This is a genomic window from Paenibacillus sp. PsM32 (assembly GCF_030433815.1).
GTDB classification, from domain to species: Bacteria; Bacillota; Bacilli; order Paenibacillales; family Paenibacillaceae; genus Saccharibacillus; species Saccharibacillus kyungheensis.
In genome coordinates, this window is record NZ_JARUWY010000003.1 from 151,938 (window position 1) to 168,835 (window position 16,898).

18 protein-coding genes are annotated in these 16,898 nt (G+C 36.3%); 3 read left to right on the top strand and 15 right to left on the bottom strand.

Annotated features, from left to right (window positions below):
- The first annotated feature begins 382 nt into the window (after nucleotides 1-382).
- Both QCD85_RS08525 and QCD85_RS08530 read left to right on the top strand, forming a co-directional pair.
- Nucleotides 383-1,141, top strand: a complete 759-nt coding sequence (locus tag QCD85_RS08525) for an SDR family oxidoreductase (protein WP_273612359.1) — start codon at nucleotides 383-385, stop codon at nucleotides 1,139-1,141.
- Between the two features lie 140 nt (nucleotides 1,142-1,281).
- Nucleotides 1,282-1,899 carry a TetR/AcrR family transcriptional regulator gene (locus QCD85_RS08530; RefSeq protein ID WP_301262305.1) on the top strand — a complete coding sequence of 206 codons (618 nt, stop codon included), beginning with the start codon at nucleotides 1,282-1,284 and terminating at the stop codon, nucleotides 1,897-1,899.
- 155 nt (nucleotides 1,900-2,054) lie between these two features.
- Here the strand turns inward: QCD85_RS08530 and QCD85_RS08535 are convergent, their stop codons facing one another.
- From QCD85_RS08535 to QCD85_RS08585, 11 genes are all read right to left on the bottom strand, one after another.
- On the bottom strand, nucleotides 2,055-2,420 hold the full coding sequence (locus tag QCD85_RS08535) for an SH3 domain-containing protein (RefSeq protein WP_301262306.1): 366 nt from the start codon (nucleotides 2,418-2,420) through the stop codon (nucleotides 2,055-2,057).
- Between the two features lie 34 nt (nucleotides 2,421-2,454).
- Nucleotides 2,455-2,922 carry a hypothetical protein gene (locus QCD85_RS08540; protein ID WP_301262307.1) on the bottom strand — a complete coding sequence of 156 codons (468 nt, stop codon included), beginning with the start codon at nucleotides 2,920-2,922 and terminating at the stop codon, nucleotides 2,455-2,457.
- Nucleotides 2,923-3,086: 164 nt separating this feature from the next.
- Nucleotides 3,087-3,794, bottom strand: coding sequence for an acetolactate decarboxylase (gene budA, locus QCD85_RS08545; protein ID WP_301262308.1), 708 nt, complete (start codon nucleotides 3,792-3,794; stop codon nucleotides 3,087-3,089).
- Nucleotides 3,791-4,717, bottom strand: a complete 927-nt coding sequence (locus tag QCD85_RS08550) for an alpha/beta fold hydrolase (protein WP_301262309.1) — start codon at nucleotides 4,715-4,717, stop codon at nucleotides 3,791-3,793. Before QCD85_RS08550 ends, budA begins: the two co-directional genes overlap by 4 nt.
- A gap of 15 nt (nucleotides 4,718-4,732) precedes the next feature.
- Complete coding sequence (locus QCD85_RS08555; protein WP_301262310.1) at nucleotides 4,733-5,332, bottom strand: cysteine hydrolase; 600 nt, start codon at nucleotides 5,330-5,332, stop codon at nucleotides 4,733-4,735.
- 24 nt (nucleotides 5,333-5,356) lie between these two features.
- Nucleotides 5,357-6,322 (bottom strand): zinc-binding alcohol dehydrogenase family protein, encoded by a 966-nt coding sequence (locus QCD85_RS08560; RefSeq protein WP_301262311.1) that lies wholly within the window; start codon nucleotides 6,320-6,322, stop codon nucleotides 5,357-5,359.
- Between the two features lie 78 nt (nucleotides 6,323-6,400).
- The gene (locus QCD85_RS08565; protein ID WP_301262312.1) at nucleotides 6,401-7,030 is read right to left on the bottom strand and encodes an ABC transporter permease; all 630 of its coding nucleotides are present in this window, start codon (nucleotides 7,028-7,030) and stop codon (nucleotides 6,401-6,403) included.
- Nucleotides 7,027-7,797: an ABC transporter ATP-binding protein gene (locus QCD85_RS08570; RefSeq protein WP_301262313.1), complete on the bottom strand. Its 771-nt coding sequence runs from the start codon at nucleotides 7,795-7,797 to the stop codon at nucleotides 7,027-7,029. Before QCD85_RS08570 ends, QCD85_RS08565 begins: the two co-directional genes overlap by 4 nt.
- 21 nt (nucleotides 7,798-7,818) lie before the next feature.
- Entirely contained in the window at nucleotides 7,819-8,721 is a 903-nt protein-coding gene (locus tag QCD85_RS08575) for a glycine betaine ABC transporter substrate-binding protein (RefSeq protein WP_301262314.1), read from the bottom strand.
- Between the two features lie 13 nt (nucleotides 8,722-8,734).
- On the bottom strand, nucleotides 8,735-9,394 hold the full coding sequence (locus QCD85_RS08580) for an ABC transporter permease (protein ID WP_301262315.1): 660 nt from the start codon (nucleotides 9,392-9,394) through the stop codon (nucleotides 8,735-8,737).
- Between the two features lie 143 nt (nucleotides 9,395-9,537).
- Nucleotides 9,538-10,194 carry a hypothetical protein gene (locus tag QCD85_RS08585; RefSeq protein ID WP_301262316.1) on the bottom strand — a complete coding sequence of 219 codons (657 nt, stop codon included), beginning with the start codon at nucleotides 10,192-10,194 and terminating at the stop codon, nucleotides 9,538-9,540.
- A gap of 374 nt (nucleotides 10,195-10,568) precedes the next feature.
- Between QCD85_RS08585 and QCD85_RS08590 the strand changes: the two genes are divergently transcribed.
- Complete coding sequence (locus QCD85_RS08590; RefSeq protein WP_301262317.1) at nucleotides 10,569-10,907, top strand: winged helix-turn-helix transcriptional regulator; 339 nt, start codon at nucleotides 10,569-10,571, stop codon at nucleotides 10,905-10,907.
- 184 nt (nucleotides 10,908-11,091) lie between these two features.
- Here the strand turns inward: QCD85_RS08590 and QCD85_RS08595 are convergent, their stop codons facing one another.
- The 4 genes from QCD85_RS08595 to QCD85_RS08610 form a co-directional block, all read right to left on the bottom strand.
- Nucleotides 11,092-12,447 (bottom strand): glucoamylase family protein, encoded by a 1,356-nt coding sequence (locus QCD85_RS08595; RefSeq protein WP_301262318.1) that lies wholly within the window; start codon nucleotides 12,445-12,447, stop codon nucleotides 11,092-11,094.
- Between the two features lie 291 nt (nucleotides 12,448-12,738).
- Nucleotides 12,739-14,040: an NCS2 family permease gene (locus tag QCD85_RS08600; protein ID WP_274169961.1), complete on the bottom strand. Its 1,302-nt coding sequence runs from the start codon at nucleotides 14,038-14,040 to the stop codon at nucleotides 12,739-12,741.
- A gap of 446 nt (nucleotides 14,041-14,486) precedes the next feature.
- On the bottom strand, nucleotides 14,487-15,200 hold the full coding sequence (bglS, locus tag QCD85_RS08605) for a beta-glucanase (RefSeq protein WP_301262319.1): 714 nt from the start codon (nucleotides 15,198-15,200) through the stop codon (nucleotides 14,487-14,489).
- Between the two features lie 105 nt (nucleotides 15,201-15,305).
- Complete coding sequence (locus QCD85_RS08610) at nucleotides 15,306-16,835, bottom strand: glycoside hydrolase family 43 protein (RefSeq protein ID WP_274169960.1); 1,530 nt, start codon at nucleotides 16,833-16,835, stop codon at nucleotides 15,306-15,308.
- Nucleotides 16,836-16,898: the final 63 nt, after the last annotated feature.

Sequence of the window (16,898 nt, forward strand, 5' to 3'; positions counted from 1 at the left end):
CAAAGAGAATTCGCAAATATATAGATAAGTTAACTTGATGTTATTCATTTTATAAAAATAGTTTACTCAAGCAAATTTTTTTATACATTTTTTATGTTTACGGGAACGTTGAGTAGCAGACAATTATCATCCTCTTTTTATCACGCTTAATACGTTGATAAATTCTTTTAATACCGCTTATGAACATAGATTATATTGATATATGCGATCAGTGTATATCACTCTTTCTGTAATCTATATTAACAATCTTTTTATTTATTATTCCTGCTGTTTTAATAAGCTTCTTATCAATACCAAAAAAATATAAAGTTGAGTTACTTGACTTTGTATTAAAGTTGCCTTATATTTATCCATGTAAGTAATTTGCAATGGAGGTTTGAACATGAGTAGACTTAATGGTAAAAAAGCACTTATTACAGGTGGCACTAGCGGAATTGGTTTGGAAACAGCTAAGCAATTTTTAGCAGAAGGTGCTAGTTTGATTGTTACCGGAGTAACTCCGGAAAACGTAGAAAAAACGCAAAAGGAACTTGGAGATCAAGTCCTTGTGCTTCAAGCAGATTCTCGAGACCTTAACGCTCAACGTCAATTGGCTGAACGTGTTGGACAACATTTTGGCAAGCTAGATATTGCTTTCTTAAACGCAGGTGTATCCCACTGGCGTCCATTTGATCAAATCGATGAAACTAACTTTGATCGCTTGTTCTCTATCAATGTAAAAGCTCCATTTTTCTTAATGCAAGCATTAGTTCCTGTAATGGCTAATCCATCCTCTGTTGTACTTATGGGATCAAGCAGTTCTCATGCAGGGTATACAAATTCTAACGCCTATGCAGCTACCAAAGGTGCTATTTCTACTCTAACCAAAGCATGGAACTCTGACTTACTGTCGTCTCATGGTATTCGTTTCAATACAGTGAGCCCGGGACCAATTGATACACCACTTTATGATAAAAATAAACTGGGTATTACTGAAGAAGTTCGTGACATCGTTATGGACGGTATCCGTGATGGTATTCCAGCTGGGCGCTTAGGTACAGCTGAAGAAATTGCGAAAGCTGTCGTTTATCTAGCTTCAGATGAGTCACGCTTCACTATTGGGGTTGACTTGATTCTGGATGGCGCTCAAACGATTCTTTAAAAAGTTAAAATTAATGCTGCTTAGAGCCCTTCATGGGCACTTAAGCAGCTTTTTCTTTTAGAATACTTTCAATTGTTGTATAGTATACAAGAGGGTTTCACCCCTCCGATAGGACTTAAATCCAACTTTGGAGTGGACATATGGGCATAAAATCAACTTACCATGAACGTATAAAAGAAGAAAAAAGAGCATGTGTTATTGCTGCAGCGCAAGAACTTTTTTTTGAAAAAGGATATGCACGCACCACATTATCTCAGATCGCAAAAGGTGCTGGTCTCTCTACCGGAACATTATTTAATCATTTTCCAACAAAGGAATTGATCTTCGAAACGATCGTCAAGCATTTTTGGGAGCTTGATCCTGAATGGGATCTTCCACCAGTACTTGGCTCTCCTTTGCAAGGATTAATAAAATTCGGACGAGACTATGCATGCGTACTGACTCGTGATGGAATGGCTCCTTTGTTTCGAGTTGTTATTGCAGAGGCCAAGCAGTTCCCCGAACTCAGTCTTTTTCATTATGAACTGGGCGAAGGTGCTGTGCATCAGAAGTTGACGCAATATTTACTCGATGAAGTTGAGCTGGGTAATATTAGTTTGCCTGATGCGTCAAAAGCGGCTAACGAATTTATGAGTACAATTGCAGGACAAGTGCTATGGCCTAAAATGCTACTACTCGATTTCAGTATCTCTCGAGAACAGGCTTTTCAAATATCAGATGAAGCTGCTTATATGATCATCAATAAGTACGATAGCTAAAGTAGACGAATACGAGTAATCTCATAAGATGAGAGCTCTTGTATTCGTCTTTTGCATTCCAATTACTTATTATTCGTGTTGATTTGTATCATATACGTTTGTTTTTTCAACAAAAACAGCCTATCAAATGATAGACTGTCTCAGGTATCTAGCTTTTATTTTGGTTTGGGATAGTCTACTAACATCAATACTTTATTAGGAACCCAACCCTTTTCACCGTCTGTCGTATGTACCAAACTCCATTCGTTCAACTCATATTCTTGCTCTACGATCAGACCGGGATTTACGGTTAATTCATAAGCAGAATAATCTGTTAAAACGGTAGAAATTTGATTTTCATCAAGTGAGCTTAATATTTGCTTGGGAACCCAACCATGCTTTTGAGAATGAACAGCTTCACAAAAAATCCAATTCGGAAATTCTGTATCTTCTCTTCCATATAAGACAGTATCGCCTTTAGCCAATACAATAGGATCTGGATAATTTGAAAAATGAGAGTGAACCACCTGATATCGCTTCATCCTCAGTACCTCCATACATATCATTGCAAAATATTCAAATGCCAAAGTGAAGAATAGACTTATTGTTGCTATAAGCTTCAATAGCTAGATTTATTAATAATTGTAATTCGTTTTGCACAGTCTTGCGGAGAACTCGATTTCTAGTACTTTCCCAGTAGCCTTCTTCGTGCTCTGTTTCTTTCCAAACGGTCTCACCTCTCAAACTAAATATGTCTGGTGCTTCTTCTATAAAATCAAGCCATTTTTCTAAAAGCTGTTTTAACTTTCCAGACTCTGTTGCAGATATAATAGTTAAGCCATAATACGTTAATCCTCTGGTACTTTGTTGTGTTGCAGGATCATAAGTAGGTATCCAGTTCAAAAAATCCATTAGATACAAAATCATATCATCAGATATACTTGCTTTTTGTGTCCATGTATAACGATTAGATCTGTACCATTCATACACATTGTCCATATTAAAATCGTTGTTAATTAGAAAAAATTCATGTTCTAAACTCATTGTATCCACCTGGGTTGACCCCGTGTTTATGTATTTGCACACTATTAATCATATTATCATATTATTAGACTATTACATCAAGAATCATCCAACTCATATTGTTGTATTTTAATCTTAAAAAGCTCATCTCATGATTGAAATGAGCTTTTTTTATTTGTAATTTATTAATTTTCTAGGTTTGAAATACTATCATGTAAATCAAATAAAGAATAATCTGCTTCCAAAAATTCTTTATCATGTATTGGATTTTGTTGTACGAATGTATCAAATGGTTGTATAGATACTTCACCCTGCTCTAGCACAAAATCCAGTACATGTCCTCCAATAGAGTGATCGTCAGCAAGAAAATGATGATGAAACCCTGAAACATTTAATCCATTATATAGCTCAGGGAAATAATAACTAATCAGCGTTCCTGCAACCTGTTCTTTTTCAAATTCGATCTGTTTTTGTTCCAGTTTATGAAGTGGAGCATAAGGTTTATGTTGTTTAATAACAGTACGTGTTTTCATATTAGAAAATGTACCCTCTATTTTGATTGCAAAAATAATATTACGATAATGAGTACGCTCTAAAATCTCATCCTCTAGTTCTTTGCGTTCAATGCGATTAAATAGATTCAAGCGAGAAAAGTCAGCAAAATGAACGGTACAAAATGGAATCATTTCATCTTCAGGAACAATGGTTACCTCACCAGTGCTAGTTACTCGAAAAGGAATTCCTTTTATAATAATTAATTCTCCATCCATTCCATCTCCTGTGCCAAGACCCGTATCACCTTCTTTTAGTATGTCGACTAACTTTTTTGTTCCATCATATAAACCTGGAACAAACTTGGCCATGGTTCCGTGCTGATAGACACTTTTACTCATTTCGTTTCACCTTCTTTCAGTAGGAAGCTATTCAAATCTTTAGCAAACTTAACCGGATTTTTAGCTATTAAAAGATGATCTCCATGCTCTGCTTTTGTATATACATATAAGTCAGAATGAGAAACAACTGAATGCATCCAACGTTGACTAGTTAAATTAGGACTATATTCACCCGTAAAAATGGCAGTTGGAATATCTATTTTTTTGCTAATTACGTCGCGCCAATCATTACTTGCATGATCGTATAAAACTTTACTCATCAGCTCATGGTTTGTAGGTATACGTTGTGAAGATAGATGGCTCACATTTTCGCTATAAGCAGTATTGGGGGCAAATGTCATCATTGAAGGTTCATGTGAAGTCAGTGACTCGATTAATTCATCTGCTGTATCACACATTGCGCCTGCTTCCAAGCGCTCTTGAGTATTCATATCAGCACGACTCAAAATAGATGGTGGCTGATCGATAAAAGCGGCTTTTAGAATAGCAGAGGTTCCAAACAGATCTATAAAGTTCCAAAGTATAGCTGACCCCATAGAATGACCTGCAAAGTACGCTGATTCAATGCCTAGATGTTCTGTAAATTCCTTTACGTCCATAGTGAAACGTGAAATACGATTTCCATAATCAGCACTATCCGATAATCCATGATTTCGGTAATCCAGAGCATAGACTCGATAATGATGACGGAGCAAATACATTACATAAGTGAAATGAGTTCCATTACCTGACCAACCCGGAAGGAAAACCAAAGGCTTTCCACTTCCTGCAGCCCAATAACGCAATGTGACCTCATCACTTGTAGTAAATGATTGAATCTCTAAATCTTCAAAGTCCGATAATCTAGAAAGTGTCTCTGGAACCTCATGTGGAAATACATAATCTTTTTTCAAAAACGATAATTCATGAGATAACGAGTTCATAAATGGTGTTCTCCTTTAGATATGACTGATGATTTCCGCAGAAGTCATTTTAGTTGCAATATTGTTCATAGCATAATCAAGTGCAGCCTTTTGCCACTCTTCACTAATTGTTGATGTTCCATCTGTAGCGATAACAACATGGTAGCCATGATCTGCGCCATCTCTACAAGTATGTTCTACAGCCATATTTGTCCATACACCTGTGACTATAATGGTTTCAATACCAAGCCCTCTTAGTAAAACATCTAATTGAGTACCATTAAAAGCACTCATACGGGATTTCTCAATAACAAAATCCCCTTCTTTCGGTTCTAAACCTTCGACTGGAGCCGCACCCCATGTGCCTCTTACAATACTTTCTGTTTCAGCAATAGCCTGAAATATAGGAGCACGATTGCCAATACCTTTGGCTCCTTTTTCAACTACAAAAAGATTATGAAAAACAGGGATTCCTGCTGTTCTTGCATGATCAGCGATAGCTTTGATATTCTCGACTACATTTTGTTTTTGAGCATGTTCTACAGCTCCAGAATTTTCAAATTTACCACCTTTAATTAAATTATCATTTTGCAAATCAATAATTAACAATGCTGTTTTAGTTGTATCAAATGCCATTTGTATATTACTCCTTTTCTTTTATCATAGATTGTTGATAATAATTTTACCGTTAGCTATATTTTGTTCCATAAGTTGATGAGCTTCACCAATTTGATCAAGAGTGAAGACTTTAGCAATTGGTGCTTTAATTTCGTGTTTATGAATATAATGAAGTAATTCAGTTACAAGTTCGCTTTTAATATGTTCACTATCGAATTGAGTGAAATAAGTACCTGAACGAATAGCACTCATAGGTTCAAATTCATTCATTACCCATTGTCCTCCCAAGATACCAGCCATACATAAAACGCCACGTGGTGCTAACATATTAAGCGATGACTGCAAAGTAACTGTTCCTATAAGTTCTAATACTTTATTTACTCCTTTAGGAATGATCGTTTCCAGTTCTTGCTGTATAGATTCATCGTCTAGCAGCACATGATCCGCACCATATTGTTTAAGCATATCCACTTTAGCTTTTGTACGTGTTGTTGAAATCACAATTGCCCCAATGCTCTTCGCTAATTGTAAAGCCGCAATTCCTACTGAACTCGTACCTCCCCGTATAAGAATTACATCTTGACTATCTAGCATAAGTACATCAAAAAGTGAAGCAAAGGCAGTGTAATACATTTCTGGAATAGCAGCTAACTGTACCCAATCCATATCTGTATCAACTGCATACACCTGTATAGCAGGAATTAGAGCATACTCCGCATAGCTTCCATCAAATTGACGACCCAAGCCGCCCATCATTGAGATCACTTTTTGTCCTTTAGAAAACGTACTATCTGAAGGGTCAAAAATTTCTCCTGCACATTCAATACCAATAATTCGCGGGAGTTTAACAGATGGAGATTCTCCACGACGAGTAAATACTTCTGATCGATTAATACCGAATGCTTTGATTTTTACTAGTACCCAGCCGGGTTTAACTTCAGGTATAGGTACTTCTTGAACGATTAAATTAGTAGCTGTAACTGGTTTACTTAGAACTACTGCTTTCATACAAATTTCACCTGCTTCTATTTGGTAAGATTATATACTCATTGAAAAAATAATAAGTTCTATGGATACTTAAACAACTCAATTCGTATGAACTATTCTGGTTATTTTGTTCTCGATTTGAATTAGGATTATATTAGAAATAATAGCTAAACCCGCAGATAAAATCGTACCCCACCAGATTTTATATATATTCATTGTGCGAAGTCCATCGAACAAAATAGTACCTAATCCACCTGCATTTATAAAAGCAGCAACTGTAGCCATACTTATAGTAATGACAGTAGCAAGACGTATTCCTGTAAGAATAGATTTTACCGATAATGGAAATCGAATAAGAAACAATATCTGCAAATGAGTCATTCCTAATCCCTTTGCTGCTTCTATAATAGAAGGATCAATCTCCTCCAATCCTGCTATAAAATTACGAAGTAAAATATATTGATTATAAATAACCAGCACTATAATTGCTGTGGTTTCTCCTAATCCAGTTATCGGAATCAAAATGGCAAAAAGAGCAAGACTGGGAATAGAATAAATAATAGAAAAAAGATAGATTATACTTTTAGCAAAAGAACGAGAATACATCGATAGCATGGTTAATAAAAAAACGATGATAATAGAAATCAACATAATAATAATCAACATTTCTACGTGTTCTAACAGAGCTTCTCCTAATTTTTCTGGATGTTTGAGAGCATATGAAATCAATAAATCCCCTCCCAGAATTGCTCCTGTTTTCGTGAAGATGCGAGAAGACTCATAACAAATTCATTTGCTGGATGACGTACAATATTTTGCGGTGTATCAAACTGACAAACGCTTCCCTTATCCATAATGATAACTTTATTTCCTAGTTTGAAAGCTTCATTAATATCATGTGTAACCAGCAAAAATGTTTTCTTTAGCCCTCCATGAATGCGTATCAACTCCTCTTGCAAATGTATTCTGGTGATAGCATCAACTGCTCCAAACGGTTCATCCAAAAGCATAATTTTAGGATCTATTGCTAATGCGCGCGCCAGACCAACCCGTTGTTGCTGTCCACCCGATAATTGTGAAGGATAACGAGATTTGTATTCTTGAGGATTTAGACCCACTAATTGTAGTAATTCATCTGTCTTTTTCTCCATTTGAGAGCGAGTCCATTTCAAAAGTTTGGGCACTGTTTCAATATTTTGAGCAATAGTCATGTGAGGGAATAGCCCTACCTGTTGAATAACATAACCAATCTTTCTTCTTAATTGAACAGGATCAATATTAGCGATATTTTCACCAAAGAGATTAATTTGTCCCTCGCTAGGTTCGTACAAACGATTAATCATTTTTAAAAGTGTTGTTTTACCTGAGCCGGAAGAACCTAATATAGTGATAAATTCTCCTTCATAAATATCAAGACTGACATGATCTACGGCATAATCTGTAGCTAACCGATATGACTTGCTCACATTGCGAAATTCAATGGCTGGTTGAAGCATAATTCCTCCTATATCATTTAATTATTGAATAGACTCATAAAATTCTTTAGCTACATCTTCATATTCTTCTTTATTGACATCCACTTTGGCGTTCAGTGCCGTTATGTTAGAAATGTTCATTGCTGCACTCACTTTATTAATCACTTGTGCAATATTTGGATTAGCTTTTAATACTTCATCGCAAATAACAGGCGCTAAATTATACGGTGGCCATACTTGTTTATCATCTTTTAACAGGGTAAATTCATTTGTATTCACTAACTGTCCTTCTGTAGTATAAGCAGGAGCTACATCAGCTTCATTATTTCTAAGGATTTCATATTTCAAGCTGTTATCGTATACCTTAGAAGATTTCCAATCAAACTTGCCATAGACTTTTTCTAATGCTGGGATACCATCTTCACGCTGATCAACTTCGCCTTGTGATGCAAAACGTAATTGTGAAGCATGCTTTTGCAAATCAGAAATAGTTGTGATACCTAATTGCTTAGATAAGTCGCTACGAATAACAAGACCTGCCCCATCATTAGCTTCTGAGTAATTAAGCCATGTCACTTGAAATTGTTTCTCATACTCGGCTTTTACAGTTTCATATACTTTTTTAGGATCAGTCATTAAATCCAATTTTAATATGCTTAATAAACCTGTTCCTGTATATTCTGGATACATATCAATTTCTTTATTGATAAGAGAAGAATGAATAACAGAGCCTGCAATATTAGGCACTCTTTTAACCGTATAACCGGCATCTTCTAAAGCTAAAGCATATACTTCTCCAACAATCAGATTTTCAGTAAAATTTTTAGTGCCTATGACGATTGTTGCTTTGTTTTCGCTATTTGAACTTTTATGTCCACATGCCGTTAGTGCACATAATGCTCCAATGAGTAAGATTACTACAGCCCATCTGTTTATTTTCTTCATTATTCATTTCCCCCTATTTGTCTAAAAATTTGTATCTAAATAAAAGATGATCTAATCTATCCAGTAAAAATCCTGCCACAATAGATAGCAGTGCTACTGAAATTCCACCTATAAGTAGAAGATCTATTCGATTGAGCCCTAGTCCTGTAAAAATAATATCTCCTAAACCACCTGCTCCAATTTTAGAAGCAAGTGTTGCACTCGCAATAATTTCAATCATTGCTGTCTTAATACCTGTTAGGATCATCGGACCTGCTAACGGCAACTTCATTTTCCAAAATAACTGACGTTCAGACATTCCTAATCCATATGCCGATTCTTGCAAAAAAGCAGGCACTTCCTGTAAACCAGTTACTGTATTCATTAGTATGGGAGGAATAGCCAAAAAGACCAAAGCTATAAGAGCCGGCTGAATACCCGTTCCCATTACAGGAATCAGCAAGAACAGCACGGCTAAGCTAGGAACAATACGCAATATTTGAAATCCAGAAATGATCCATTTCGCATATTGGTTGTACTTATTACAAAAACATCCAAAACCAATGCCAATACCTATCGAAAAAATAAGAGCAATCATACTAATGAGGATATGCTCTTTAAAAGATGAGCTATACTGCATCCAATGATCAGAGAAGTACTGTACGATTTGTATCCAAATATTATTATTTTCCAAGTCTGCCCGCCTACCTATTAAAAATTCTATTGCTTTTAGATACTCTGCTTAAATTAAAATGAAGATGCTCGGTTTATAATAAATGTAATATTTTTTTATGAAAAGTAGGCACCTTTTAGTAACCAATACAAATAGCTAAGACATTATCTCAAATCAGCATCAATTTTAAGATTACAAAAGTAAGCTTCAGTTCCAATATCTACAAAAAGACCAATTTTTCCATAAGTTCCTTCTGCTTTCGTTTGATTCAATGAAATACATTCAACATCATCAACAAATACAGTGAGATTATTCTCATCAATGTTTAGTCTAAGGTTAATCCACTCGGACGGTCCAATAGGTGCACCAGCTTCAAAATCTCCATCTGGATACTCTTCTCTTAGGCGGTCGAATTTCCAGTTAGGGTAACAAAAATATTGGATTGCCCGTTGATCGCGGGGTGGGGCTGGATTTACTTTCAATCCATTCAAGGGACGAAGATAAACAGCTTCAAAAAAGTCCTGATTAGCATTTATTCGATAAGCTAACCCTGCAAAGCCACGCGCATAATCTGGAGCATCTTTGCGTAGTTGACTAAATAAATCTACCGATATAGTGCCGTTTTTAAAATCTGTAGGAATGATTAAAAATGTTGGCATATCAATAAAATCAATAGTAGGTTCTCCCTTAGAAATTTCATCCGTTAGCGTAACACGTAATGCTTGTCTTCCTTCTATAGTTCCCGGATTAACAGCTACACCATAGGGTATTGCTCCTTCTGGTAATGTATTAAGAGGATAAGTAATACTCTTTGTAGTCATAGTAGTTATGCTCCTTTAATTATCAATTTAAAAGAATATTCTGATCATAGAGTAGATAAATAGAAAAGCCCTATTAATTGAATAGGGCTTTCTTTTAATACAAAAATATTATCTAGTAATGATTTTAGTTTTGTTTTTATTATTGATATATCTATCATAATCTAGTTATTTTTATTTGAGCAGTAGGCACTTTTATGTTGTATAGGAACCTTTTTGTAACTAAGCCAAATTAAATTTTTAGTCAAACTTGAAATTATTTATTCCTAATCAGCCTATTTGACAAATTTATATTTTAAGCATTACAGTTACTTTGAAAGTAGACACTCTTTTGTAATGTTAAGAATTAAAAAGTAACTATTGGAGGGTTAACATATATGATTTCGAAAAAGGAACTACCTTTGTGTCCTGTAGCGACAACTGTCGGTCTTATAGGGAATAAATGGAAATTATTTGTGATGAGAGATTTACTGAAAGGAACAAAGCGTTTTGGAGAATTACGTAAAAGTATTCCCGATATTAGTCAAAAGGTTTTGACAGAAAATTTGCGGGCTATGGAAGATGACGGCATTATTGTTCGCACTGTTTTTGCTGAAGTTCCTCCTAGAGTGGAGTACAGTTTAAGTGATCTAGGCAATACATTAAGACCAATTATAGAGGTTATGGAGACTTGGGGAATCGAATATAAGAAACACAATGATAATGTAGGTTCATAGCTGAGAATAATAAAGGCATAGTTAGACTTGATATAGCAACGACCATTCACTGTTATTGAACCAGTGAATGGTCGTAGTTTATTTACTATTTTCTTTTTTACAGTGATCTCGTAACATATCAGTCTCTCATATTCGTCTTTTACATTATATTTTGACTGTATCTGAAATGGAATGATCCACCTTTTTATTGAATAGAAAAGACTTCTTTCTTCAGCAAGCTTTCGGGTTTCTTCCCAATAGGATCACTGTGGAAATAATCGCGAATGACTCCATCTTGTAGATAGTTAGCGATAGATATCATAATCATTCCTTGATCGAGAGCAAGATACGCTTTGGCAAGCTCACCTGTCTTCACATTCACAGAGTCATAAAAACCGTACTTTCCTGCCATCTTTAATTTTTGAAGTGCTTTGATGTTCTTTTGTGCGGCTTCAGGTGCATATTCTAAGGCTAGAAATGTTGCATGAGCCGTTACAGTTGTACTGTCTTTGTATCCTGATATTCCAAGCGGTGTAGCTGCAAATTCACTATATCCTGTTGGTGTTGCAGCAGGTGAGAATCCCCATGCAGCATATCCTTTATCTTTGGCATATTGAATTTGTAATTGAACATGGCGTTTATTATTGAGTCCAAGTGCTCGGGTACCTAGTTCTTTTTCTTTGATGACCATGCCTGGCATCAGTGCCTCGAACATGCTACCGCCCCAGCTTGGAACAAATTTTTTATTCTTATATACATAGCTTCCTTCAAATACCTTTACTCCATCGTATCTGACTGTTTTGCCTTGAGGAACTTGAGATTGCCAATCGAATTCCGCTGGCATTGTGCGGTACATTTTCCACCAATGCTCTTTGGGAACATCGCCTTTGCCGATCGCAATATAACTTGCTACACGCGGCTCGGTATAAAAAGAACCATAATGATGTTCTGTCAGTTCTCCTTTGGCTACATCATATCCACCACGGAATTGACCCACTTCAGGATCGTATAATGTTGTATAGTTCATAGCGTTAACCAGTTGGCTCGTCTGCTCATGAAGTTCTTGGTATGCCTGACCTACTACAATCAGACCTGCTGACATCCAGCCATTATCTACTTGAGAAATAAATTGCCCCCAGTCTTTTTTCAGTGATCCGTCTTCGGTATTGTACCAGTTGTAAAATAACCCGTTCCATTTATCCATCTTTTCAAGAGAATTTAGCGTTGTTTGCAGTCTTGTTACTGCTTCTTTTTTGCTAATAATACCTAATCGCTGAGCAGAAACAGTACTCATCATATACATAGAGATATTAGTAGGTGATGTCCGTTTTGCTTCTTCTGTTCCTTTTTCAGTCGTTCTAACTTCGTCGTATGTTAAGCCAGTCACCGTATCTGTATAGTCTGTAAAGTATGCATATGTTTTCTTTGCAACCGCTTTCAATTCAGTGTTGAATGCAGTCTTTTTACTTGAAGATGGTGAAGCTGAAACCATAGGAGTGAAAGTTAAACCCGTTAACAGGCAAAAAGCTACAAATAGACTCAATACTTTTACTTTGTTCATTTACTTTTCTCCTTCCAAATAAAATTTGAAACGTTTCGCCATTTATAATAACATGAATGTTTCATCACAGTAAACCATTAATTGATAACGCTTACTAAAAGGATAGAATCAGACTACCTTTTCTGCTTGCGATGCGAAACGTTTCTTTTTTACTATATTATTGATGGCTATAGCGGTTTTATTTGATTTATATATTTGGCATTACTTTGATGTACGCTAATCATATATCTGCAAATACAAAAAGAGAACGATCTATAATAGACCGCCCTCTTCTTAATCAGAATCGATATGTTAGTGATCCAGAAATACAAGCTGAATTAAGAATAACACTGCAAAAATATAGAAAATTGGATGAACTTCTTTACCTTTACCACGAAGAAGCTTAAGCAATGGATAGAAAATAAAACCAAAACCAATCCCTGTTGCAATACTGTGTGTTAATGGCATTAAAATAATAATTAAGAAAGCTGGAAATGCTACTTCGAGATCTTTCCAGTCAATTTTGTTAATTACGCTGATCATAAAGTAACCCACAATAATCAATGCCGGTGAAGTGATCGCTGAAATGCCGGATAATACACTGACAATAGGTGCAAAGAATAACGTAAGTGCAAGTAGAACACTGACTGTAATCGCCGTTAGCCCTGTTCGACCGCCAGCAGCAACACCTGTGCTAGACTCGATATAAGCAGAAGTTGGACTTGTTCCAAGTAAAGAACCTGTTGTCGTTCCTACTGCATCTGCTAGTAGCGCACCACGAGACCGCGGGAATTTGCCATCTTTGTTAAGTAGCCCTGCTTGTTCAGCAACACCAAGCATGGTTCCTGTAGTATCAAATAAAGTAATTAATAAGAATGTGAATATGATCGTATATAGACCATTTGAGAATACTCCTGCTAGATCCAGTTGGAAAGCGGTTGTAGAAAGCCCTTGAGGCATAGCCATAATCGATGCAGGCAATTGGAACAATCCTAAAATCCAAGCAAGAATAGCGGTAACGACCATACCTATGAAGAGATATCCTTTTACATTATAAGCCATCAGAACGACAGTGATCAGTAATCCAATAATCGTTAGATACGTCATTGGCTCTGTCAAATTACCAATCGTAATTAGATTGGATTCAGAAGCGATAATAATACCAGAGTTCTGTAAACCCACTGTGGTAATAAAAAGCCCGATTCCCGCGGTAATCGCATGCTTCAAACTTGCCGGAATTGCATCCAGCAACATATAACGGAATGAAGTCACAGATAAAATAATAAACAAAATCCCTGCGATAAATACTGCGCCTAAAGCAACTTGCCAGGTTACACCATACCCACCGACAACACTATAGGCAAAAAATGCATTCAGACCCATACCCGGTGCTAACACAATCGGATAATTAGACCATAATCCCATAATCAGAGTTGCTACAATACTTGCTAGAATCGTAGCAATAAATACCCCATTAAAATCCATACCCGTACTACTGAGTATTCCCGGATTTACGATAACGATATAGACCATCGTAAAAAATGTAGTTAAGCCTGCAATAATTTCTGTTGAAACGGTGGTGCCTCTTTCTTTGAGTTTGAACCAGTTATCCATGGTAAAGCCATCCTCCACTCCGTATCTATTCATAAACGCTAAAAAATCCTCATTCTTTTATAGGATGATATGAGTTGTACTCCTATAATAGTCATAAGGATTTAACACATAGGCTTATGAATAAAATCAAGGCAATTATATTTATAATTCGTTTTAAATCTGACGTCCATTTCGAATTTTAATGAATATAACGTATATTGTCAATGAAATATTGTTCTTTATGTCTTTAATTACGAACTATCTATTTATTTTTTGGTTTTTTATTCGTTTTTATTTCAAGTATTCTATTCATTATTTATTGCTTTATTTTACAGTATCCCTTCTGTCGCTAGAATATTTCGATCATATGTGACTACAGAAATCTATACAGTGCAAAGAAGTAAAAAGACAGCCCTTTTAGGCTGTCTCTTTTTGTATCATCGTTAATGTTAGTTGTAAGAATATTATTAATTACTTGTATATCTTACCCAATCATATTCTGCATACAATGGATTCGCTCCATTATAAGAACCTAACCAATCGTCGACTCCTTTGCCATTCCAGATATTCATCATAATTTTACCTGCATTGGTTGGAATATTGGTTGTTGCTGTATGTTTGAGCACGCCATCAACATACCATTTGATTGAATTAGGCTGCCAATCGAAAGCATACGTATGGAAACCTTGCGAAGCATCAAAGCCCAGATTGATAACCTTCTCATGATTTCCTACACCATTAGTATAATAGTTCAATTGTACTTTAGTCGTATCTTTACCTAAAAATTCAATATCGATCTCATCCCAAGGTGTACCATCTGTAGGTCCTGTATACGTGAAGAAAGAAGAAACAATACCTGTGTTTTTGGCAGGTTTCATACTAACTTCATACAAGCCGTACTTATATTTGTTGGTTGAGCGGTATTCTGCACAGTCAAATTTATTTGTCGCTGAACTGGTTAGACCCAATCTAAGCTTACCATCACTTGTAAAATTAGCGTTGTTGGCACGCCATGTACAATTGAACATATCTCCATTAGAGTAACCATCTGCTTTTTGCCATGTGCTTGCATTAAAATATGTTAATGGCTCCCAAAATACAGTTCCTGCAAAAGCACTTACCGATACAAACAGCGAGATAATGCCTGTAGCTACTAATGTGAACCAAGATTTCTTTTTCATAAATACCTCCATCTGAATATGAGATAAAAGCAATACTATAAAATGATGTTTACTCTTTTACAGATCATTTCCTAGTCATTCCATCGTTACCATGTTGCTTACATATTAAGAACCAAACTGCCAGTAATCTAGATTGAACAGATTAGCATTGCCTGATCCTGTAAATACAAGATATACATTATGAACACCAGTTACATTATTGATCGTTGTCTGCATTTCTTTCCAGTTCTGCATCCCTCCAGTCGAAGTTACTTTCAATGTACCTACCAATGGACCGGTATCACTATCCAGTCGCACTTCAATATTTCCACCGCTAGTAGCAGCTACATTAGCTTTGAACGACTTGGCTCCACTTGAACCAAAATCTGCTCTACCTACAGCTACCCAATCACCATTGTTAATATTTGTTACATTAAGATTGCTAATCGGCCCACCGCTTGCTTGGGTTGGTTCTGTAGCAATTCCAGCTTGCCATCCAATTGTCTCTGCTTCTACTCTTGTATAAGGATTGATATTCGATAATTGAGAGACTCCAGTCATATTTGCTTGTACTTCAGCAATACTGCCATCTCCGTTATGAACTAACTTATTGATATGCGGTGAACGATAACCTTTACCTGTGCCAATTTGAGCTTTACTGACCGTTTGCGCATGGTACACGACATACCATTCATTTTTAAAATTAAATACAGCATGATGGTTGTTACCACCTACACCGAAGAAATTATACGGATTTTTGAGGAAATGACCTTTGTACGTAAAAGGCCCCATCGGATTATCACTTACCATATAACCGATCTCACCTGCTGGATATTGTGCAGGATGTGTACCTGCAAAATTGATGCAGTAGGAATAATAATATTTTCCGTTGTATTTATGAATACCCGAATCTTCAAACATATAAGGAGCATCAATAGTGGTCGCACTTCCATTCACACTAATCATATCTGCTCCCAATTTGATCACTCTGGCTGTTTTCGGATTAGCAATAGAAGCAGGGTTAGATTCATTAGGGATTCCGCCTCCGCTATACAAATATCCGTTACCATCATCATTCACAAGAACAGCTGGATCGAAAAGCCATGTTACCCCTGCCATACCAGGCGTACTTTGAGTCACCAAAGCTTTGCCCAGTGGATCTGTCCAAGGCCCAATCGGAGTATCAGCCGTCAAGACACCGATGCCTGCTCCACCATTAGCAAAATATAAAAAGAATTTATCTTTACCATTTATTTTCTTAGTCGCAACTGCTGGAGCCCATGAGTTGCCAGCCCATTTAGCAATTCCTTTTCCACCGTTTTTGTTATTAGCTCCGGCAACCGGTACTGTTCCATGATCAGTCCAATTCACCATATCTGCTGAAGAGATCACTTGAATACGATCGAGTGAGCTAAAATCATTTTCTTTGATTGATCCATCACTGTTATACACATAAGTATCGCTAGACATGTAAATATACACTCTTCCGTTATAAACCAATGAATACGGATCAGCTCCAAGTTTGTGATCCATCAAAGGATTCGAATTTCCCGGAAGCTTGGCTAATGGTCGATTAGCAGCATCAACACTTACTGTAGAGAAAATACTGAACAATAGAGCGAAGGAAAGAAACAAAGCCAAACATTTTCTACTCATCTGCGTACCTCCATAGTTTTATATAGTATAAAACTGAGCTATCCATTATTTTAGAGAAAGAGA